This is a genomic window from Kosmotoga pacifica (genome assembly GCF_001027025.1).
GTDB lineage: Bacteria > Thermotogota > Thermotogae > Petrotogales > Kosmotogaceae > Kosmotoga_B > Kosmotoga_B pacifica.
Genome location: NZ_CP011232.1, coordinates 2,066,359 through 2,087,343, shown reverse-complemented (window position 1 = coordinate 2,087,343; position 20,985 = coordinate 2,066,359). Strand labels below are relative to the sequence as shown.

Here is a 20,985-nt window from a genome sequence, read left to right as displayed (position 1 = left end):
GTTAATCACTCCTTCTCGCTGGACGCTAATTTCTTCTTGAGCTGTTCATATTTCTCGTTATACGTTTCCTTTTCTACGTTCAGGAATTCTCCTATCACTATCTTATCTTTCAGTTCTTCGGGCGACATTTTTTCAGCCTTTTTCACAGTAACAGCCTTTTCCTTAAAATAGGAGAGCATCTGAATGGGCTCGGGCATACCATTGTACCTTCCAAAGTATGTATGGCAGTTAGTCATGACCTCTATCACGGACATTCCTCTGTGTTCGAGGCCTTTTTGAATAAGCTGCGCGGTCTGTGCGTAATGATAAACGGTACTCCTTGCCACATAAGTCGCCCCAGAGTTAATGGCGAGCTTTACAGCGTCAAACTGGTCTTCGATGTTACCGTAAGGTGCCGTGGATGCATACGTATCTTCCGGAGTGGTTGGCGAGTACTGACCACCAGTCATGCCATAGATACTGTTGTTAAAGATAATCACTGTGAGATCCATATTCCTTCTGCATGCATGAATAAAGTGATTTCCACCAATGGCAAGGATATCGCCATCCCCACCCATGACGACCACCTTAAATTCGGGTCTGGCGAGTTTCACGCCTGTTGCAAAAGCGATTGCCCTTCCATGTAAGGTATGCATGGTGTTGAAATTTAAATAACCAGTGACACGTGACGAACAACCAATACCAGACACAACGGCAATCCTTCCGGGATCAAGAGACAATCTGTCAATAGCATCGACGAAGGCTTTCATTATTACACCATTACCACAACCGGGACACCAGACGTGCGGCATCCTATCTTGTCTTAAATAGGTTAGCAATCTAGATGTCGCCATGACTACCTCCTTCAAGCTCGAGTTGTTCCAGAACTACACCAGATTTTTTTAATAAAAATTCTGACAAAGGATCGGGATAGTCCTTCACAAAGACTATGCGTTTTATCCCGGCATTTATCAGTATTCGCGCACATATAGAACACGGTTTATGCGTAACGTAAATCGTTGCTCCTGCTGTTGGAATACCAAATCTCGCAGCCTGAGCAATCGCGTTTTGCTCAGCATGGGCGGCATAACAGATTTCTTGATTTTCTCCGGATGAAATAGAGAGTGCATCGCGAATACAAGTAGTTTCATCACAGTGAGGAAAGCCTGATGGTGGCTGGTTATATCCCGTGGCAAGGATTCTGTTTTCCTTAACGATTACCGCTCCAACCTTGCGATGAATGCAGCTCGACCTGTCTTTAACCGTATCGGCCAGAACCATAAAGTATCTATCCCAGTCACTTTTCTTTCTGATTTTTTCTTTTGCATTAAAATTTTTGAGAAAGGCTTCAAGCTCTTCCCGTCTCATCAAAGCAGTTCCCTCAATATCACAACGTGTTTCTTTTCCTCTTTTATGATCTTGTTGACAGCTTCTTTTGCTTCGTAATCCCTGAGCATATCCAGAAGTTCGTAATAAAAGATGACTGTATCTTTCTCCCTTTCTATAGCATATTTTATGACCTCTTCTGGGGTACTGTCTTTGAACATTTCTTCAAGAGTTTTGGCATCCGGAAAGACTTTGTGCTCGCTGAGGGTTTTAAGGTATTCTGTAGCTTCATCCCAGTTCAGCAGATCCTGTGCTTCATCCTCGAATTTCTTTAAAAGGGTTCTGAAAGTAACCATATGCTCTTCTTCCTGAGCCGCAAGAAACTTAAAAGTAGACCTTGTACTTTCATCTTTTGCTTTATCAGCCATCTCCCTGTAGAACTTGAAACCTTCTACTTCAATATTCAAAGCGATGTCCAGAATTTCATGCGCCGAAAACATCTTCCATTTCCTCCTTTATTTCGAGAATTTTTTCGAAAACAAATCTCGAATTGTCCATCCCGGTTTCATTAAGATAGATACGTTCGCCGTTATATTCTACAAAGTCATCGAGTTTTTCAAGCATTTTCTCCACCAGGAACGCTTTTTTGTGCTCTTCCATCGTTAACGTCTTCAAATAAACACCTTCGCTGAGCCTCAAGCCCATAAATAACGTTTCTATGTCTTCCTGAAAGTCGTTGTTCAATACACTGTATTCCCTCGGAAATTCATTGTCAATGATAGCTTTTTCATAGTTCTCCAATGAAGCAGTATTGACATACCTGAGTCTTTTGAAATGACCTCCTGCTGATAACCCGAACCCAATGTAGTTGCCATTTTTCCAGTAATTTAAATTATGTTTGCAGGTCATTCCACTCCTTTGCCAGGAGGATATCTCATAACGATCATAACCAAGAGAAGAGAGTCTTTCTTTCATTGATTCGTATAGTCTGTCTATTATCTCTTCGTCTGGCAACTTAATCTTACCACCATTCACAGCTCTCATCAAAGGAGTATCATGGTCGGTATCGAGGAAATAATAAGAGATATGGTGCGGAAGTAGTTCTTTAACTAACGCGATGTTTCTTTCAAGTGTTTCTTCGTTTTCGCCAGGTAAACCAAGAATAAAATCCAGATTGAGAATATCGAAAGTGTTTTTAGCCATTTTGAGACGTTCTAGTAAATCTGTTGGAGAAACACGACCAACATTTCTTAATATTTCATTAGACGCGTTTTGAACTCCAACACTGAGACGATTTATGCCAAGCTCGTACCATGTCTCGATTTTATCTTTCTCCAGTTCCCATGGGTTCGCTTCTAATGTGACCTCAATGGGTGAGAAAGTGATCAGTGATTTCAGCTTTTCGATGAGCTGGTGTAAATATCTTATAGGATATAATGAAGGGGATCCACCCCCGAAATACAGCGTCTCCACGTAAACGGGAGGATTGTTATCAAACCAGAGTTCAAATTCTTGGAGCAACAATTTCTGGTAATTCTCAACAACCTCAGAATGCTCTTTTAATTTGACGAAATCACAGTAATGACAAAATCTCTTGCAGAACGGAAGATGTACATATACACTAGCTTTCATCACCTTACCATCAGCTCGAAAAATATTTCCTTTGGCGTGAGATTGCTGAAACCAACTCCAAAGAGCAAAACGTTTTTCCCTCCCGGGGTTCTGAAATTAATTTTAGTATCTACTGCTCCGTTTTTAAAGAAAACCATTGTCTCTCCTATAAGACTCATGCCTTCAAGATTTAGGGGGAAACTCCATTGAGCTGTGAGGCCTATTTTGCCTGTGTCAAAATCATAGCAAAGACCGGGGCCATATCCCAGCTCTCCAAGGGAGCCGATGGAAACCAGATCAACACCAAGGGCAAAGGTGTTTCCCAGGAATCCTAGTCTGATACTTCTGCTGAAGTCTTTCATAAACAGATATGACTGCAAGTATCTGATGTTATTCTGGTTATCCCTTATATTCAGCAATTTTAGACCCAGACTCCACTTCCCCAAAGGGATTCTGTATGTATTATAAGAGAATAAACGGTAGTTTCCATCAGAATCCACCTGAAGTGTATTGAACTGCTGGGAATATACTGGTGGAGTGTAAGTTCCTTCAATCAACGTGGTAGAGAGGGAGATTCTTTCACCAATATAGAATTTCACACTAAAATTCCCTTCTCGGGTTTTCAACTTGAAGAAACCCGTCGAGTACTTCACCCAGCTTTCTTTATAAATAACTCCTAGCTGAGGAGAAGCATTCCCCAGTTGTATTCCCCATGAAAAATGCTCAGATATCGGGATTTCGACCTCATTCGTCCAGTTTTCACCAACAATTGACAGATAGGTACTGCCAAATAAAAGGGCACCTGTTATTATCAACAGTGCCACTAAGGAAAGTTTGCTTTTCATGTCTCCAGAAGCCTCCTCACGACTTCATTAACCACAGCAGGATTTGCTTTGCCTTTAGTTTCTTTCATCACAGCTCCAATGAAGTAGCCCATGACTCCTTTTTTACCTTCTTTGTACTGTTGAACAGCTTTGGGATTGGCCTTCATAGCTTTTAAAACGATCTCTTCGATGAGATTTTTATCGCTGATCTGTTCCATACCTCGCTCTTTCACAAGCTGGTCAGGAAATTTTCCAGTTTCGACCATTATGGGGAATAATTCTTTGGCAATCTTAACAGAAATTGTTTCCTGTTTGAGGAGCTCAAAAAGCCTTACAAAGTGCTCTACTTTAATAGGCATATCTCTCAATGAGATGCCCCGCTGATTGATTTCTCGCAATAGTTCCGTCATTATCCAGTTAGATGCTTCTTTAGGGTTTCCAGTCCTTTTCGCCACATCCTCAAAGAATCGTGCTACCTCACCATCAGAAGCGAGAACGGTTGCGTCATACTCTGGAATACCGTATTCTCTCACAAGGCGTTCAATCTTTTCCTGAGGAAGCTCGGGAAGACTTCTTTCAATCATCTCAATGTATTTTCTAGTGAGTCGAAGCGGGGGTAAATCAGGCTCCGGAAAGTATCTGTAATCGTTTTCCTCTTCTTTAGATCTCATGGAGCTGGTCTCACGTTTTGCAAAATTCCACGTTCTGGTTTCTTTTTCAACATTCGACCCCGATTCAAGAGCTTTGATAATCCTTTCTCGTTCGAACTCAAGAGCTTTTTCAACAAACTTAAAGGAATTAATGTTCTTAACTTCCACTCGATTCGATGCTTTCTTCGCTTCTTCATCAACAATAGAAATGTTCGCGTCACAACGTAATGCCCCTTTTTCCATGTCTCCGCTGCAGACATCAAGGGCTCGCAGTGTATCCCTCAAAAGTTCCATGAAAATTCTAGCTTCTTTAGGGGAGGAAATATCCGGTTCTGTAACGATCTCTATCAATGGCACTCCACACCTGTTCAAGTTTACAAGACTACCAGTGGCCTCGGATATGGAGTCTGATCCCTGGTGAATCATTTTGCCCGCATCTTCTTCAATGTGAATCCTCCTGATCCGGACCTTCTTTTCTTCTCCATCGACTTTGAATTTTAAAAAACCATTTTCAGCTATGGGAGTAAAGTACTGTGTTATTTGATAGCCTTTTGGCAGATCGGGATAGAAGTAATTCTTCCTGTCAAAAGTCGATTTCAGATTTATTTTGCAATTTAGAGCCAGAGCAGCTTTTACTGCGTATTCGACCACGCTTTCATTTAACACGGGAAGGGCACCTGGTTGTCCCGTACAAACAGGACATATAGCTGTGTTGGCTTCCAGCTCAAAAACATCCGCACTACAGCTACAAAAGGCCTTCGTCTTTGTCGAAAGTTGTGCGTGAATCTCAAGTCCTATTACTGTTCTATACATGTAACCACCTCTCAGAAATCTTGACGAGTCCTTTATCATTATATGCACTTGAAATGCTTTCCAAAACTTTCGCAGTAGAAAGGAGTTTAACATCCGCAAAACGCTTTCCCAACAACTGAATACCCACCGGAAGTCCTTCAACCGGGTCGATAGGAATAGAAATAGCCGGGCCACCTGTCAGGTTAGCGGGTATAGTGTAAATGTCCATCAGGTAGTATGAAAGTGGATCACTGATTTCACCTAGTTTACCGGGAAGGGCAGGGGCAGTAGGATTCAGTATGAAGTCGTGGGTATCGAGAACTTGCTCTATTCTTTCTGAAATCATTTTTCTCATCTTCAAAGCCCTCCGATAATAAGCATCGTAATATGCTGAACTCAACGTGAAAGTGCCCAGCAATATTCTGCGTTTTACTTCGTCACCGAATCCGGAGTCCCTATTCCGCTTTATCATGGTTTCGTAATTATCATCTCTCGTTCGAGAACCGTATCGCACCCCGTCATACCTCGAAAGATTTGAGCTGGCTTCACCTGGAGCTATGAGATAATAGGTGGCCACAACATATTTAAGAATTCCGAGTTCCACAAAGGATACCCATGCACCTTTCCTTTTAAGGCGTTCTACAAACTCAAGAAATCTAGATTTTACTCTCTCGTCCAGTCCGCTGAATTCCAGGGCATCAGCAGGGATAGCAATCCGGATGTCTTTGAGATCGATCTCTGGTAACTTGTCTTCCCTAAAATCGATCTTGCGATGGACTGTAGTAGCGTCTTGCGGGTCCTTCCCCGCAATTGTCCTTAAAACTGTGTACGCATCTTCTGTACATCTCGTTATAGGTCCTATCTGATCCAGTGAAGATGCAAAGGCGACGAGTCCGTACCTCGAAACAAGTCCATAGGTGGGTTTGTAACCAACTACACCGCAGAACGCTGCGGGTTGTCTGACGGAACCTCCTGTATCACTACCAAGGGCAAAAGGTACCATGCCAGCTGCTACCGCTGCTGCGCTACCGCCACTACTACCACCGGGCATCCGGTTTAGATCCCAGGGATTCCTCGTGGGTCCGAATGCAGAATTTTCTGTGGATGAACCCATGGCGAACTCATCGAGGTTGGTCTTACCCAGCAAAACCGCCCCAGCGTTTTTCAGGCGTATAGTAACGGTCGCATCATAAGGAGATTCGTAATTTTTCAATATATTACTAGCGCAGGTAGTTCGGGTCCCCCTTGCCAGTATGTTATCTTTCAAAGCGTACGGTACCCCGGAAAGAGGACCTGAAGAAAGTTCTTCCGGGAGAGTTGAAATCTCGAGAAAAGCATTCAATTCCTTGTTGATAGCCTTGGTTCTTTCGTGATAGAAAGAAATAACTCTTTTCTTCTCATCATCAGTGAGTTTTGAAATATCGGATATTTTGAGTTCTAAAAAGTCTCCTTTCAAGCAGGTCACCTCCCATAGTTCAATTAATTCTAACATGGCTCAATAAAAACATCATGTGCATGCGATTTCTTTCTTTAATTGGAGGCGATATAATTACTCCGGGGTGATGGTTTTGAACTATAAGTACTTTACTCTTTACGCCAATGGAGAATTACTCAATGAAATTGAGGAACTCTGCCTGTCAAAAGGTTTTCTCAACTATTTCTCGGAAAAACGGGACACAGACCTCTGGCAGGTGAAGGTCTATATAGAATCCTCTGAAGAGTTTCCTGAGTTTTTAAAAGCTTACCCTTTTGAATACGGCGGTGAAGAGCTAGAAAAGGACTGGTGGAAAAAGTGGAAGGAAAGTCTCAAACCTTTCATGCTGACACCACACACTAAAGTGATTCCACTTGAAGACCCCGCTCCCGTAAAGAAAGCAGAAATAATAGGGGTTGTACCTGGTGAGGCTTTTGGAACAGGCCAGCACGAAACAACTAGACTTGCTGCTTCTCTTTTGGAAAAGCATCTGAAGCTAGGGGATCGTGTGTTGGATGTCGGAGCAGGCACTGGAATACTATGCGCGCTGGCTCTGAAGAGGGGTGCAGCGAAAGCGGTTGCATTGGATATTGATCCTTTGGCAATTAAAAAGTGTCATGAAACAGCGTCGATAAATGGTGTAATAATTGATGCCCGGGTATCAGACCTTTTAGGCGCTGTTGAGCATGAAGAATATTTCGACATAATTGTTTCCAATATGATCGTTGAATTGCTCGAACGTTTTGTCAAAGAGACAGTGTTTCACCTGAAAGATGGGGGCCTTTTGATACTTTCCGGGATTCTATCACAGAAATATGATTCGTTCATCAGAAATCTTGAAAACGATTTTGAGATTTTAGAAACGGAGGAAATGAATGAATGGAAAGCCGTTGTACTGAGAAAAAGATAGTGGAACAACAGCTTGGACGTGAAGTAAAGAATAATTTTACAGTAGTTAAGAAATGTCGCTGGGGTTATCCTCAATGCATACAATCATCTCTTATAACCGAAGGTAAACCTTTCCCCACATTGTTCTGGCTTACCTGCCCCCTTCTCAGTAAAGAAGTATCCAGACTGGAGGAAAAAGGCTGGATAAAGAGGTTTGAAGAGAACCTCCAAAATTCTGAGGAACTGTTTCAACGGTATTTGAAGGCTCATAGGGCAACAATAGAGTTAAAAGCCTCCCTCGTCAAAGCAAACAACCTGAAAAATTGGCAAAAAGAGGCATTACTCGGAAGGGGTATCGGAGGAATAAAGAATTTAAAAACGGTAAAATGTCTTCATCTGCAGCTTGCTAACTATTTGAGCGGCATTAAGAACCCAATTGGAGAAAGTGTCTGGAAAATGCTCTCAATAAAAGAATGCAATGAAGACAACGTCCTCTGCAAAACACTGGAGGGAGATAATGAAAAACGCACTGCTGGCAAAGATTAGATCACTACCAGAAACCAGCGGAGTCTACATTTTCAAGAACAAAAAGAATGAAATAATCTACATCGGTAAGGCAATAAAGCTTAAACGCCGTGTTCAGTCCTATTTCAGGGAATCTTCATGGAGGGATGAGAAAACAAAAAAAATAGCTGAAGAAGCTTCTGATCTCGAATTCATCGTCGTGCCTACTGAAAGGGAAGCCCTCCTGCTCGAAGCTAATTTGATTCACAAACACAAACCACGGTACAATATTCTCTTGAAAGAATCGAGATTTTATCCTTATATATACATTTCGAACGATGAATTCCCCTATGTGGAGTTGAGGAGAGATAGAAAGAAACCAGGAACGTATTTTGGTCCCTACACAAGCGCAAGACTCGTAAGAACGATGTTGGAGCTTCTTGAAAGGATTTTCAAGATCAGAAGCTGCAGCCAGGAGCTGAGCAGGATAAAGAAAGCTTGCTTTCTTTATCACCTGAGAATGTGTTCCGCCCCATGCATCGGGAAAATATCAATGGAGGAATATCAAAAAAACCTTTCCGGATTCATCGAATTCCTTGAAGGTAATACACTCAAAGTGAGGAATTCCCTCGAAAAAAGAATGTACAAGTTAGCTGAAAACTTACAATTTGAACAGGCAAAGGAAATTCGTGATGTTCTCGACTCTATGGACAGGCTCTACTCGAGGCAGGCGGTGGATGTTCCACAGGACCTCAGCGTTGATGTTGTAGCGCAGTCATCTGGAATCGTTACACTCCTTGAAATAAGAGGCGGTATGCTTTTAGGAAAGTTGGTATATGAATTCCCAGACGGAACAATTTTTGATTTTATAAGTCAATTTTATTTTGCTGAACAGAAGAGGCTTCCGAAAAATCTTCTGGTGCTTGCCCTTAACAGAAATGAAATCTCTCAAATCAGTTCTTATTTTGAATATGTGGGGAAACCGAGAAATGAATTTGAGGCTAGGCTCATGAAGATTGCTCTCGAAAACATCGAACAGGAACTTAAGGTGAGAATTGGGGCTATAGATTCCCTGAAGCAGACCAAAAATCTTCTCGGATTGAAAAAAGTTCCCAGATTGATAGAGGGGATAGATATTTCGCACACCCAGGGACTCATGACTGTAGCTTCCGTAGTAGTTTTCAATTCTGGAAAACCTGAGAAATCGAAATATCGAAGATACAGGATAAGAGAACTTGAAATTCCCAATGATTTCGAAGCACTTGCAACTGTTATCAAACGCAGGTATTCCAAGCACCCTCTCCCGGACCTACTACTCATAGATGGAGGGGTGCCACAATTGAGAGCTGTTTCAGAAGCCCTATCGAAGCTTAAATTGGACACGGACCTCATAGGCATCGCCAAAGAGGAGGAAGAGATAGTCTTTCCTGATGAAAGGGGAAAACTCAAATTGCCTCTGGATCACCCTGTGCAGAGATTATTGCTCTCTATAAGAGACGAGGCCCATCGCTTTGCAGTGAACTATCACCGTTACATCAGGGAACGTAGGTATCTGGGTTCTGAACTCGACAAAATCCCCGGAATTGGTCCAAAACGAAAAAAGCAGCTATTACAACACTTCGGGAGTGTTACAAAAATCAAGAAAGCATCTGAAAAGGAGCTCATGCAAATCATTAAAAATAGGAGAGTCGTTTTCGAAATTCTTCAGTGGGCAAAAGAAAATGGCGGGTAACCCCGCCATTTTTCTCGAAAAAAGTCTCACTTAACCTTTTCCTTGAGTTCTTTGCCGGCTCTGAACTTGGGTACTTTTCCACCGGGTATCTCGATAGCTTCCTTGGTTCTGGGGTTGACGCCCTTTCTGGGTTTTCTCTCTGCGACTTCAAAAGTACCAAAGCCAACGAGCTTAACTTCTTCACCCTTAGCGAGTTTTTCGCCAACAATTGCGACAAAGCTGTCAAGAACCTCTGCAGCCAATTTCTTGGTTATACCGGTTCTTCCAGCGATTTCCGCGACGAGTTCTTTCTTGTTCACAAAAACACCCCCTATACCTGAAATGTGATGTCAGACATATTTTAGCATTTATTGGCCCGTTGATGCAACTTATGGAGCTCGGAAGTTCCTATTATATAATAGTTACCGCCGAGCAGTGAATTTTCAATCAGCTAAAAACCTCTATAATAGCCGATCACAGAATGTTATGGCTCTATCGTACTCTCACAAAGGACTATGTTAATTTTCCGCAAAGATCAGATCAATTCGAGAACTCTTCAAAAATCCTTGTCCCCAGAAGTTTACAGGTTTTATCCAGTCCATGGTCATTACAGTAGGAAAGCTGACATAAAAAAGTCCTACCTACCATAGCTGGATTGAATACGTTTCTACCAAACCCTCCAAAGGCCTCTTTAGCAAAGATTATTCCGAAAGCACTTCCGAAGATAACTATCCAAAAAGGTATTGTGGACGGAAGAATAAGAGCGAAAAGCATACCGGTAACAATCGCCGCTTCGCTTATCGGCTTTTTCTTCTTTTTTCTTTCAAACACATATTCAAAAAACGAAGTGGAGGCAACAGAGGTTATTGTCAGGAATAGAATTCGGAACCCGAAAGCGCCGATCGAGTATATCAGAATAGGAAGTAATGCATATATGACTTTACACATTATCGGTTGTTTCTGAAAGAGTTTGGTTCCCACATTGTCCCCCCATTTTTGAACTTGACTATAATTATAGTCATGATGTATAATGGGGTAACATTGAATGAGGTGGTTATCCTTGTGAGACTCGAAAAGCTGGTTTTTAAATCACTCGCTGATACAAAAGCTCATTTTTCTGAAGCCGTTGATACCGCTGCCAATGGTAAACACGATGTAATTATAACAAAAAATGGCGTTCCTAGAGCCGTTTTAATCTCTTATGAAAAGTACACAAAAATGTTAAACTTCCTCTCTACTGCATATGAACTCTATCTTATGGATGCCGGAGAGAAAGCGTTCGGTATGGAAGCGGAAGATATTCTTGAAGATACTTCTGAAGACTGATTTCTGGAGGTGTAAGGAATGGCAGAGGTTACCCTCAAAGATGTAGTAAAAGTTTATCCGAACGGTTTTAAAGCTGTTCATGGAGCCAATCTTGAGGTTAAAGACAAAGAATTCGTGGTTCTACTCGGGCCATCTGGTTGTGGGAAGACCACGACACTGAGAATGATCGCTGGCCTAGAAGAGATCACTGAAGGTACGATAACTATTGGCGGTAAGGTTGTCAATGACGTTGAACCAAAAGACAGAGACATAGCAATGGTTTTCCAGAATTACGCTCTTTACCCACATATGACCGTTTACGAGAACATGGCTTTTGGTTTAAAGCTGAGAAAGATACCAAAACCTGAGATCGATAAAAGAGTGAAAGAAGCTGCAAAAATTCTCGGAATCGAGAACCTTCTTGACAGAAAGCCGAAACAACTTTCCGGTGGTCAGAGACAGAGGGTTGCGGTCGGAAGGGCAATAGTAAGAGATCCCAAAGTCTTTCTCTTTGACGAACCACTTTCTAACCTCGACGCAAAGCTCAGAACACAGATGAGGGCTGAGCTAAAGAGGTTACACAAGAATCTGCAGGCCACGATCATCTACGTTACTCATGACCAGGTTGAGGCCATGACGATGGCGGATAAGATCGTTATCATGAAAGACGGCGTCATTCATCAGATTGGTGATCCTTATTCTGTGTACTTCGAACCGGTAAACAAATTCGTCGCTGGGTTCATTGGAACACCATCTATGAACTTTATAAGCGCTAAGGTTTCTCAAGAAGACGGAAAGCTCTGGATACATAAAGAAGGCATGAAACTTCTTATTCCCGAAAAATACTATGAAAAGCTTAAGCCCTATGTTGGTAAGGACGTCATTTTTGGAATCAGACCTGAGAATATTTATGACAAGATGTTTGCTGTGAGTCCCCGTGACGAATTCGTCGCGAAAGGAAAAGTCGATGTCGTTGAACCACTGGGAAGCGAAACACTGATTCATGCCACCATCAGCGGTGATGATATCATTGCTAAGGTTGATCCGAAGACAAGAGCACAAGCCGGTGACACAATCGACCTTGTTTTTGACATGAGCATGGTTCACGTATTCGATATTGAAACCGAAAAGAATGTACTGGTGGGTATGCACTCTTCAGAGGAAAAAGTTGAATCGAAGTGACCTTTCAATAAAAAAGCGGGGATCATATCCCCGCTTTTTTATTTATTAGCTAAGACTCTCAAGATATTTCTTCACTCTAGTTGTAAGCCTTGCCTTCCTTCTTGAGGCTTGCTTTTTGTGGATGACACCTTTTTTAGCAGCGCGATCGAGAACAGAATAGGACAGACTGAGCAATTCTTTGATCTTTTCCGGGGATTCTTTGGTTTCTATGGCAGTAAGGAGCTCTTTTGTAACGTTTCTGAACCTCGTTTTAACGCTCTTGTTCCTCAGTCTCCTGACTTTCATCTGTCTTACGCGCTTTTCAGCAGATTTGATATTCGGCACGTTCTTTCCTCCTTCCTATATTCTATCTGTCTATTTTAAAGATTGAAAGCTTTCTTCAGTTCGTCGACCATATCCGTTCTCTCCCACGGCAGGTCGATGTCTGTACGTCCAAAGTGCCCGTAAGCGGCTGTTTGTTTGTATATAGGTCTCCTCAGGTCGAGTTTGTCTATGATAGCCGCAGGTCTGAAGTCAAAGACTTTTTGAACGACTTCAGAAAGTCTATCGAGATCTACTTTCTCAGTTCCATGAGCGTCGATCATGAAAGAAACAGGATGGGCTACACCAATGGCATAAGCGAGCTGAAGTGTAATTCTGTCCGCAAGCCCCGCGGCTACAATGTTTTTCGCAGCGTATCTTGCCATGTAATGCGCCGATCTATCGACTTTTGTCGGATCTTTACCGCTAAAAGCTCCTCCACCGTGTGGAATCCAGCCTCCATACGTATCAACAATGATTTTTCTACCGGTAAGTCCCGTATCAGCGGCAGGTCCACCTTTCACAAATCTTCCAGTGGGATTAACAAAGATCTGCATATCATCATGCATCAGATCTTCAGGAATGATGGGCTTTATGACATATTCCACGACAGCTTCCCTGATCTCTTCGTTACTCATTGTGGGATCGTGTTGAGTTGACACAACAACGGTTGTAACTCCAATGGGTTTTCCATCCTCGTAAAGAACCGTTACCTGGGTCTTTCCATCAGGCCGGAATCCATTTACGATCTTTTCTTTTCTCACTTCAGCGAGTCTACGGGCAAGCTTATGAGCGAGAACTATTGGAAGAGGCATCATTTCCTCAGTCTCGTTTGTGGCGTACCCAAACATCATTCCCTGATCCCCGGCTCCGATTTCGTCGTATCTATCTTTACCATCGTTCTTGGCTTCAAGAGATTTATTAACTCCGAGCGCTATATCAGGAGACTGTTCATCGATGCTGCTGAGAACCGCACAGGTTTCACCATCGAAACCATATTTTGCTCTCGTATAGCCTATGTCGAGTATCGTATCCCTCACAACCTGCGGGATATCTACATAAGCTCTGGTACTGACCTCACCGGCAATTACAGCCACACCTGTTGCTACGAGTGTTTCAATGGCTACTCTTGAGGTTGGATCCTGCTCAAGCATAGCATCAAGAATCGCATCAGAAATCTGATCAGCAACTTTATCAGGGTGACCTTCCGTAACACTTTCACTGGTGAACAGCCATTTTTTCATCAGCGTGCCTCCTTTGATAATGTTTATTTTGTTTTATCCACATTGTATTCTTCTTCGGATATGAAATTCCCACCTATTATATCAAAAGATAAGGCTTTGAAGCTTCTTGTAAATTCAGCGTAAATTTGTATCTTGTTTTGACATTTGCTTCCAATAAATTCTTTATCTAATTTATAAGCCGCCTTACCACTTCCATAGTTAACACTTATGTCATAGAATTTTCTTAAATGACTCCTGAAGATCTCTCCACACTTCGAACATCTAAAATGGACAACCAGTGTATCGCCTTTATCATAAAATGGACTCTTCGTTATGTCCTTTCTCTTCTTTTTGAAGAACAACACTATCACCTCCGCATAACAATGGTGAAAGTCTTCTCAGAGACATTGCCCCAGTGATCTTCGACAACTACCTTCGCAGTTTTCGGTGACGAAAGATCTACACTTTTCCAGTTATTTACAGCAATGATGGAAAGGGCTTCCCCATCTTTCAATTTGAACCAGTAATCGGAAGATGTGGAATTTGTATATACTTCATCCACTTTATCCACCTCATCAATAAAGAAATAGTTCTCAAAATCTATCTGATAGACAAGTTTTTCTCCTATATACAGAGAGATCTTCTTCGGACTTATGTAGTGCCTTACTAATACCCGACTCCTAATGGCGAGAGGAGAATAAGGCGTTATCACCACTGTTTCACTATCGAACATATATTCTTTTCCACCCGCTCTGAGCCCAAGTATCTGAATCTCGGTGCCTTTTCTGGGAAAGTTGAAATAGAGACCGGGATTTAGCAACACCTTTTCAGAGAGGTCTCTTATCTCCATATGCAGATGAGGTGGTACACCGCCAGAATCACCACTATAAGCTACAGTATCTCCCATTTCGAACGATATTTCGCCTGGATGGAAACGAGCCTCTACATATCCATCATTGAATTCCTTCATAAGCCTTCTATAAATCAGATTTAACTTTCTTCCCGATTCTGTGGTCAAATCACCAACGCTTTCAAGGTGGGCAAAGATTATCTTAATACCATTTTCGTTGTTGTAAAAATCCCTCACTTCAGGAAGAACCAGTGTTAATTTGGTTCCGTAGACGGGATCGTTGAGCACAAGCGAGTCAACATAACTGTCTGCAGGCGAAAGAATTTCAAAACCAGTTTTCCCACCCGTAGAAAGATCCATTCCTTTGTGAAAATGGGCGGGGTTGTCTTGGGATCTGTACTGACGGTACTCTCCAAAGTAACCGGTAATCTCCAGAGGTATCCGGAGAGGGCTTCTCAGATAGGTTTCACCAAGGGCTATAATAGACAATGTAACGATAAGCATCACTAAAAATCTCTTCATCTTTTCCCTGCCCCCTTTATCCTGTTCAAAAGCCATTTATTTGTCGCACTGTCAGTTACATACTCTATTTCAATCAAATCACTTTCATACTTTTCTGAAAGGATTTCCAGTTTTTCTCTGACTTTCATAATAGCTTCATACTCTGCGAATGGTACTCGTAAGATATACTTTTTGCGCATGAGGTTAAATATTCTGTCTATATTGCATTTGAGTTCATCGAGATTAAAGCCCTTGAGGGCACTCACAAAGACCGCTTCAGGAAATTTCTTCTCGAGCATTTGGATTCGTTCATTCGTGCATCTATCGACCTTATTCAGCACCAGCAATCTTGGGACGTCCTCAGCACCGATTTTTTTCAGAGTTTCTTCTATAACTGTTAGCTTGCCTTCTTCATTTGTCTCAGAAGCATCCATCACAATCAAAAGCAGATCCGCAAAGTTGATCTCTTCAAGGGTAGACTTGAAAGATTCCAGCAACTGGTGTGGCAATTCTCTTATAAACCCCACGGTATCAATGAAAAGAACCTCTCTTCCACTGGGCAACTTGCTCTTTCTGATTCTTGTGTCGAGGGTGGAGAATAGTTTGTCTTCAACCAAAGCCCCGGCATCACAGAGAACATTCAGAAGTGATGATTTGCCTGCGTTTGTATAACCAACCAAAGCTATAAGGGGAATACCCGCTTTCTGGCGTCTTTTCCTCATAATCTTTCTTTCAAGTCCCAGCTTTTCCAATTCTTTCTTCAGAAAAGCTATTCTCTGCAAAGCTTTCCTCCTGTCGAGTTCCAACTTCTTCTCTCCGGGGCCTCTTGTTCCTATACCACCTCCAGGATTTGACAGTTCAACGCCTTTTCCTTTGAAAAAAGGCATTTCATACCTGAGACGGGCCAATTCAACCTCATATTTCCCTTCCCGTGTGAAGGCATGTTTTTCAAAAATTTCCAGTATGAGTTGAGTTCTATCCTCAATCTCAATACCAAGCTCATGAATAAGATTCTTTCTCTGAGAAGGTGTGAGATTGTGACGGGTAATAACAACATCTGGTTCAAAAAGCTGAACCAGATGTTTCAGTTCCCCGAGTTTACCGGCACCAAAGTAATGTCTGGGATTCGGCGAATCGAGATTTTGAATGAGCGTATCTACTACACAATAACCGGCCGTATTCGCAAGACGCTCGAGCTCAGAAATTACTTCTCTTCTGGCCCCTTGCTCCTGCCTGTTAAATACGCAGGCTAGAATAGCTTTCCTAATTAACTATTCCCCTCTCTTCTGTTGTTGAGGTGTCAGTTTAACATACTTTGTAGGCACAAGCATTTTGATTGCGTGCTTGTACACAAGAGTCTGTTCCTGTTCATCCTCCAGGAGAACGGTAAAATTGTCGAAAGAACGCACAAGCCCCTTTGTTTGAAAACCTCCCTCGAGATACACCTTTACTTCAATCCTGTTAATCCTAAGAAGGTTCAAAAAACGGTCTTGAAGATTGAATTTTTCAGCCACCTTTACCCCCCCAAGCAAAAAGAATTTTCTCGTTAATTATATCAACTACTTCCTTAAATTCAAATTCAGATAGATTCAGCCAGCATGCATTTTTGTATCTTCGAAACCAGATAATCTGTCGACGAGCATAACGCCTGGTATTTCTCTTGATCAGTTCCACCGCTTTTTCAAGGGAGAAAACACCTTTTAGATATGCTATCAGCTCAGCGTACCCTATTGTCTGTAGAGCGTTAAGATCTTCGGAAAAGCCCATTTTTAATAATTTTTTCGTTTCATCAAGCAGCCCGGCTTTCATCATTTGATCCACCCGGTTTTCTATACGTCTGTGCAAAGAACTACGGTCTCTATCTAATATTATAACAGTGTAGTCTTTAGAAATATTGGTATTTTTCTGAATAGAACTTAGAGTAATACCCGTGGTAAAGAAAACTTCAAGATATCTTATTGTCCGCTTCAAGTCATTGGGGTGTATCTTCTCACTGGCCTTCGGATCAACTTTTTCAAGGATTTTCCTCAAGGCTCCTGGGGTTTCTTCTTCTATGACCCTCAAGGCATTGCGCACGGTTTCATTTCGCGGTACATCTTTCACAAAACCCTTTAACAACGCATCAGCGTACAGTCCCGTGCCACCGGCCAGTACAGGAATCTTATTCCTGGCTTTGATATTGATTATGGCATTCTTCGCTTCTTCCTTGAACCTATATGCATTGTATTCTTCGTCAGGATCGACGATATTTATCAGATGATGTGGAACTTTCTTCAGCTCTTCTTTTAAGGGCTTCGCAGTACCGATATCCATATACCTGTAGATCTGTCTGGAATCTACAGAGACAACTTCAATCGGTAAGCGTTCCGATAATGCTAGTAAAATTTCTGTTTTTCCCACTGCCGTGGGGCCAAGGATCATCGGAATTGTCATAGCTTTTCGATTACTCCGTATATCACTCCGCTACTTTTGCTGCCACTGATATTCGAGAATTCGATATGCTTTTCAAGTTCCTCGAAGAGGGTGTCGGTGACCCTCGATTTCAACACTACTCTCTTCTTTGCAACTCTGATCATTTCCCGGACATCATGCAAAGTGATAGGATCGTAAATAGCGAATGGTCTCAATGGATTGAGAGAGCTCGAACTGTACTGGGGCACTTCGAACATTGGATCACAATAAATGATGTCGAAAGCTTCGTCAGCGCAATTCCTGAGAAAATTCCTGAGATCCTGATTAAGTAGTGTTATTTTCGAAACGGCATCTCGCATCCATTGATACTGAAAGGGATAGTGTTTCAGCCCGTGATTTACTACTCTATACACATGAAGAGAAGCTTCAAGCCCTACAATTCTTCCAGTCTCCAAAAAGTAAGCCATCAGCAAGGCTTCACTACCAAGTCCAAATGTTGTGTCAAGTATCTCTTCGTTTCCCTCGAGTTTCAAATTTTCAATCAGATGGTCACGTTGCCCTTCGCGATAATTCTTCAGTCGCAACTTAGCCATCGACGGGTGAAAAAAGAATTTATGTTCGTCATAAATGATACACAGCTGTTCGTTTCTGTCAAGCACGTAATAAAAGTCAATATCCAGCTTACCTTCTTTGAGCTGTTCCACTAACTTGCGCCTTGAAATGTAAGGCACTCCATATTCTTCAGCCAGTTTATTCGCTCTCGCTATAAGCTCCGCTGAGGGTTTATGTGACGTAGTGACTATGTACTTCATTTTTCCTCCCGATATGTCTCCAATAGTTTCTGAAGCGTTTCCAGTTCCTGTTGACGGGTCTCGAGCTTTTTCGAAAGTTCTTCATAACGTTTTTCGACTTCTTTCAGGCGTTCTTCCGCCTTTTTATAATTAGTGTACGCCCTGTAGTTCGTGATTGCTAGAACAACAAGGAAAAAGACTGTAAAAATGAAGAATATTAAATGCCCTTGCCTTTTCCTGGTCATTATTTCAAGCCACTCCTCGCTATTCCAGCGATAAAGTATTTCTGGGTGAAGAGGAATAACATTACGACCGGCACGATTGAGAAAGTAGCTGCTGCCATAAGCAGGTTGTATTCGGTTCCCGTAGCGCTACTAAAGTTCTGAAGCCCCACAGGTAAAGTCCTGTATTCGGGGCTTTTAGTAACGATAAGAACCCAAAGGAAGGAGTTCCAGCTTCCGACAAATTTTAGTAAAGCACCCGTGATCACAGCCGGTTTTGAGAGAGGCACCATAATCTTCCAAAGGAAGCTCCACTTTGATAGCCCGTCGATTTTGGCAGCATCGTAAAGTTCATCGGGAATTGTCATAAAGTGTTGCCTTAGAAGGAAAATGGCGAAAACGCTTACGACCCATGGCACGATGAGTGCATAGTACGTATCGATCCAGCCAAAAACAGTAAGCGTGATGAAATTCGGTACCAACAGGACTTCACCCGGAACCATCATGGTTGCCAGAAAGAGTGTAAACATGAAGTTTTTACCGAAGAACTCCATCTTAGCAAAAGCAAAGGCAGCCATTGCAGCAAATATTATCTCGAGGAACGTTGTCATTATTGCGACGAAGACCGTGTTTAAATAATAACGTCCAAAAGGAGCTGCATTCCAGGCATCCACGTAATTTTGCCAGAAGTTGGCGAATGACTCCATAAAGTTGAACTCCGCCCTGCCATAGACCATATCATCTTTAAACCAAACAGCAGAAATATCGTTGAACTTTATTTCAAAAGACTTGCTTCCGGATTTCGTCATTCTTCCCCGGTAGAAGACCTTCGACACTTGCGGGGGCTTTTCAAGCAAGTCGAGTTCACTGAAAATATCCGAATGCATCCTTGAAAAAGCCCCAATCCAACCGGTTTCAACCCATCTTCTTTTAATCAGTGAAGAGAATACGTTCTCCTCTATCCGCCCGGCGTATCTGTCAAGATAAGCTAGAACTGCATTGAAAAGGGCACTCTGACCGCTCTTACTTCCCGCTGTTCTCATTATTTCCTTTAAATCCTGATAGTTGAAATCACTATTCATGAAACTGTTCACGGATTCGGTGAAACTTTCGTCTGTCGCGATAATAGTAGCAGTCTTTATGAGATTTATCGCTTCTGTTATCTTATCAAAAACCTCATTAGTGGATTCGCCGAAGTATTTCCTCAAATCAGCTTTAAAATTGCTATCAAGATATGAAATCAATATTCTCAACGCATCCCTTACATTCTTTTCGGTGATCCTTGATTTCAGATATGTCTTTATCTCAATCGGAATATTCCAGTTATCGATAGCTTCCATGAGAAGAGTGTGGACTTCGGCATCCGTTCTGATTTTCCCCACGATGTAGGCATCTGGTAATATGCTCTTTTGAGCATTTATATAGAACTTCTTAACTTCAACGTAATCACTAAGTAATTCCTTCCACTGCTTCAGCTCGTCCATTGTTTTGCCGATGTTAGCAGAGAAGCGTTGCAACATCATCTGAAGGAACCTGTCCTTGTCGGGAACCATCTCACTTAGCGTCTTTATCATTTCGGTCTTCTTATCATCAAAGGCTTTTATGAGCGATTCGATTCTGGCAGTGATTTCTAGAACTTCTTCAATCGAAGGAATCCTCTTTTCCCCTGTACGGTAAGCAGAAAGTTCAGTTGCGAACCTAGTAAGTTCTTCCTCCACTGGCTGAAAGATTTCCAGTGCTCTGTTTATGATACCTTCCTTCAGTTCTTTCGTATTCTCAGAATCGGTGGGGAGAATTTTGAAAGAAGAGGTGATTAGGATCTTTCCCTTCTTCGTTGTTACCTGCGCAGAGGATTGCAGAGCTGTTATCATAACAACTCTTCTCGCGAAACCATCATCACTGAATTCCGCAATGTTCAAGAACCCGTCGAAAAAGCCAGCCACATCATCATGAGGGATCGCTTCCAGCTTCTTAGCATAGCTCGATGGATAGTTTGCAAGATGGGATTCCACGGTATTCGAAAGGCGTTTGAATTCGCCGGAGTCAATCTCCTTTGCGAAATCAGCGGGCTCTCCGCTCTCATTCAATAGTCCAAGGGTGATCTTGCCTCTTCGTATGAAATCATCGTCCAGCATTACAATAAGGGTGTCTTCACCAGCTTTATTACCAACGAGTGAAGCAAAGTTCTTGAATTCTTCAAGACTGAGGGAAGAGAGATCTATACCAGTTCCGCTGGATTGATATCGTATCTTTGTCTTGAACTCCACACTTGTAAGGGCGTTCTTGGTTGTCCATTTGGGCGGCCAGCTCGATACTTCGCTGGAAGCTTTGAAAGAGGTATCAACCATCCAGGCGAAAGGGAGCAACATCATAAGAGCTCCGCCAATAACCAACAAATATATAAAGACCTGCATTAAAGTCTTCGATGAAGTGTTTTTCAT

24 protein-coding genes are annotated in these 20,985 nt (G+C 42.2%); 5 read left to right on the top strand and 19 right to left on the bottom strand.

Annotation, left to right across the window (positions count from 1 at the left end; translation table 11 throughout):
* Nucleotides 1-5: 5 nt before the first annotated feature.
* The 7 genes from IX53_RS09905 to gatA are packed head-to-tail and all read right to left on the bottom strand — an operon-like array spanning nucleotide 6 to nucleotide 6,674.
* Complete coding sequence (locus tag IX53_RS09905) at nucleotides 6-833, bottom strand: 2-oxoacid:ferredoxin oxidoreductase subunit beta (RefSeq protein WP_047755226.1); 828 nt, start codon at nucleotides 831-833, stop codon at nucleotides 6-8.
* Nucleotides 820-1,347, bottom strand: a complete 528-nt coding sequence (locus tag IX53_RS09900; protein ID WP_047755608.1) for a deoxycytidylate deaminase — start codon at nucleotides 1,345-1,347, stop codon at nucleotides 820-822. The genes IX53_RS09905 and IX53_RS09900 overlap by 14 nt, the downstream gene beginning before the upstream one ends.
* On the bottom strand, nucleotides 1,347-1,805 hold the full coding sequence (locus IX53_RS09895; RefSeq protein ID WP_047755225.1) for a ferritin-like domain-containing protein: 459 nt from the start codon (nucleotides 1,803-1,805) through the stop codon (nucleotides 1,347-1,349). The genes IX53_RS09900 and IX53_RS09895 overlap by 1 nt, the downstream gene beginning before the upstream one ends.
* Nucleotides 1,789-2,937, bottom strand: coding sequence for a radical SAM family heme chaperone HemW (gene hemW, locus IX53_RS09890; RefSeq protein ID WP_047755224.1), 1,149 nt, complete (start codon nucleotides 2,935-2,937; stop codon nucleotides 1,789-1,791). Before hemW ends, IX53_RS09895 begins: the two co-directional genes overlap by 17 nt.
* On the bottom strand, nucleotides 2,937-3,761 hold the full coding sequence (locus tag IX53_RS09885) for a hypothetical protein (RefSeq protein ID WP_047755223.1): 825 nt from the start codon (nucleotides 3,759-3,761) through the stop codon (nucleotides 2,937-2,939). The genes hemW and IX53_RS09885 overlap by 1 nt, the downstream gene beginning before the upstream one ends.
* On the bottom strand, nucleotides 3,758-5,203 hold the full coding sequence (gene gatB, locus IX53_RS09880; RefSeq protein ID WP_047755222.1) for an Asp-tRNA(Asn)/Glu-tRNA(Gln) amidotransferase subunit GatB: 1,446 nt from the start codon (nucleotides 5,201-5,203) through the stop codon (nucleotides 3,758-3,760). Before gatB ends, IX53_RS09885 begins: the two co-directional genes overlap by 4 nt.
* On the bottom strand, nucleotides 5,196-6,674 hold the full coding sequence (gene gatA, locus IX53_RS09875) for an Asp-tRNA(Asn)/Glu-tRNA(Gln) amidotransferase subunit GatA (RefSeq protein WP_047755221.1): 1,479 nt from the start codon (nucleotides 6,672-6,674) through the stop codon (nucleotides 5,196-5,198). Before gatA ends, gatB begins: the two co-directional genes overlap by 8 nt.
* Before the next feature lie 76 nt (nucleotides 6,675-6,750).
* On the opposite strand from gatA, the gene IX53_RS09870 reads away from it, so the two are divergent.
* From IX53_RS09870 to uvrC, 3 genes are read left to right on the top strand one after another with little or no spacing between them, the layout of a single operon-like run.
* Nucleotides 6,751-7,566 (top strand): 50S ribosomal protein L11 methyltransferase, encoded by an 816-nt coding sequence (locus tag IX53_RS09870; protein ID WP_047755607.1) that lies wholly within the window; start codon nucleotides 6,751-6,753, stop codon nucleotides 7,564-7,566.
* Nucleotides 7,536-8,090, top strand: coding sequence for a DUF501 domain-containing protein (locus tag IX53_RS09865; RefSeq protein ID WP_047755220.1), 555 nt, complete (start codon nucleotides 7,536-7,538; stop codon nucleotides 8,088-8,090). Before IX53_RS09870 ends, IX53_RS09865 begins: the two co-directional genes overlap by 31 nt.
* The gene (uvrC, locus tag IX53_RS09860; RefSeq protein ID WP_047755219.1) at nucleotides 8,062-9,780 is read left to right on the top strand and encodes an excinuclease ABC subunit UvrC; all 1,719 of its coding nucleotides are present in this window, start codon (nucleotides 8,062-8,064) and stop codon (nucleotides 9,778-9,780) included. Before IX53_RS09865 ends, uvrC begins: the two co-directional genes overlap by 29 nt.
* 26 nt (nucleotides 9,781-9,806) lie before the next feature.
* Here the strand turns inward: uvrC and IX53_RS09855 are convergent, their stop codons facing one another.
* Together IX53_RS09855 and IX53_RS09850 are read right to left on the bottom strand one after the other, a co-directional pair.
* Complete coding sequence (locus tag IX53_RS09855) at nucleotides 9,807-10,079, bottom strand: HU family DNA-binding protein (protein ID WP_047755218.1); 273 nt, start codon at nucleotides 10,077-10,079, stop codon at nucleotides 9,807-9,809.
* A gap of 220 nt (nucleotides 10,080-10,299) precedes the next feature.
* Nucleotides 10,300-10,740: an RnfABCDGE type electron transport complex subunit D gene (locus tag IX53_RS09850; RefSeq protein ID WP_053001294.1), complete on the bottom strand. Its 441-nt coding sequence runs from the start codon at nucleotides 10,738-10,740 to the stop codon at nucleotides 10,300-10,302.
* 81 nt (nucleotides 10,741-10,821) lie between these two features.
* On the opposite strand from IX53_RS09850, the gene IX53_RS09845 reads away from it, so the two are divergent.
* Both IX53_RS09845 and IX53_RS09840 read left to right on the top strand, forming a co-directional pair.
* Nucleotides 10,822-11,085, top strand: a complete 264-nt coding sequence (locus IX53_RS09845) for a type II toxin-antitoxin system Phd/YefM family antitoxin (RefSeq protein ID WP_047755217.1) — start codon at nucleotides 10,822-10,824, stop codon at nucleotides 11,083-11,085.
* 18 nt (nucleotides 11,086-11,103) lie between these two features.
* Nucleotides 11,104-12,246, top strand: a complete 1,143-nt coding sequence (locus IX53_RS09840) for an ABC transporter ATP-binding protein (protein ID WP_047755216.1) — start codon at nucleotides 11,104-11,106, stop codon at nucleotides 12,244-12,246.
* Between the two features lie 45 nt (nucleotides 12,247-12,291).
* On the opposite strand, the gene rpsT is transcribed toward IX53_RS09840, so the two are convergent.
* The 10 genes from rpsT to IX53_RS09790 all read right to left on the bottom strand — a co-directional run bounded on the left by rpsT (nucleotide 12,292) and on the right by IX53_RS09790 (nucleotide 20,985).
* Nucleotides 12,292-12,570, bottom strand: coding sequence for a 30S ribosomal protein S20 (rpsT, locus tag IX53_RS09835; protein ID WP_047755215.1), 279 nt, complete (start codon nucleotides 12,568-12,570; stop codon nucleotides 12,292-12,294).
* 35 nt (nucleotides 12,571-12,605) lie between these two features.
* Nucleotides 12,606-13,790 (bottom strand): methionine adenosyltransferase, encoded by a 1,185-nt coding sequence (metK, locus tag IX53_RS09830; protein ID WP_047755214.1) that lies wholly within the window; start codon nucleotides 13,788-13,790, stop codon nucleotides 12,606-12,608.
* Nucleotides 13,791-13,813: 23 nt separating this feature from the next.
* Complete coding sequence (locus tag IX53_RS09825) at nucleotides 13,814-14,131, bottom strand: hypothetical protein (RefSeq protein WP_053001318.1); 318 nt, start codon at nucleotides 14,129-14,131, stop codon at nucleotides 13,814-13,816.
* A gap of 5 nt (nucleotides 14,132-14,136) precedes the next feature.
* Nucleotides 14,137-15,141, bottom strand: a complete 1,005-nt coding sequence (locus IX53_RS09820; protein ID WP_047755212.1) for a M23 family metallopeptidase — start codon at nucleotides 15,139-15,141, stop codon at nucleotides 14,137-14,139.
* Complete coding sequence (gene hflX, locus IX53_RS09815) at nucleotides 15,138-16,325, bottom strand: GTPase HflX (RefSeq protein WP_245612791.1); 1,188 nt, start codon at nucleotides 16,323-16,325, stop codon at nucleotides 15,138-15,140. Before hflX ends, IX53_RS09820 begins: the two co-directional genes overlap by 4 nt.
* Before the next feature lie 66 nt (nucleotides 16,326-16,391).
* Nucleotides 16,392-16,634: an RNA chaperone Hfq gene (gene hfq, locus IX53_RS09810; RefSeq protein ID WP_047755210.1), complete on the bottom strand. Its 243-nt coding sequence runs from the start codon at nucleotides 16,632-16,634 to the stop codon at nucleotides 16,392-16,394.
* Nucleotides 16,627-17,553: a tRNA (adenosine(37)-N6)-dimethylallyltransferase MiaA gene (miaA, locus tag IX53_RS09805; RefSeq protein ID WP_047755209.1), complete on the bottom strand. Its 927-nt coding sequence runs from the start codon at nucleotides 17,551-17,553 to the stop codon at nucleotides 16,627-16,629. The genes hfq and miaA overlap by 8 nt, the downstream gene beginning before the upstream one ends.
* Nucleotides 17,550-18,344: a class I SAM-dependent methyltransferase gene (locus IX53_RS09800; protein ID WP_047755208.1), complete on the bottom strand. Its 795-nt coding sequence runs from the start codon at nucleotides 18,342-18,344 to the stop codon at nucleotides 17,550-17,552. The genes miaA and IX53_RS09800 overlap by 4 nt, the downstream gene beginning before the upstream one ends.
* On the bottom strand, nucleotides 18,341-18,568 hold the full coding sequence (locus tag IX53_RS09795) for a hypothetical protein (RefSeq protein WP_047755207.1): 228 nt from the start codon (nucleotides 18,566-18,568) through the stop codon (nucleotides 18,341-18,343). Before IX53_RS09795 ends, IX53_RS09800 begins: the two co-directional genes overlap by 4 nt.
* The gene (locus IX53_RS09790) at nucleotides 18,568-20,985 is read right to left on the bottom strand and encodes a carbohydrate ABC transporter permease (protein ID WP_047755206.1); all 2,418 of its coding nucleotides are present in this window, start codon (nucleotides 20,983-20,985) and stop codon (nucleotides 18,568-18,570) included. The genes IX53_RS09795 and IX53_RS09790 overlap by 1 nt, the downstream gene beginning before the upstream one ends.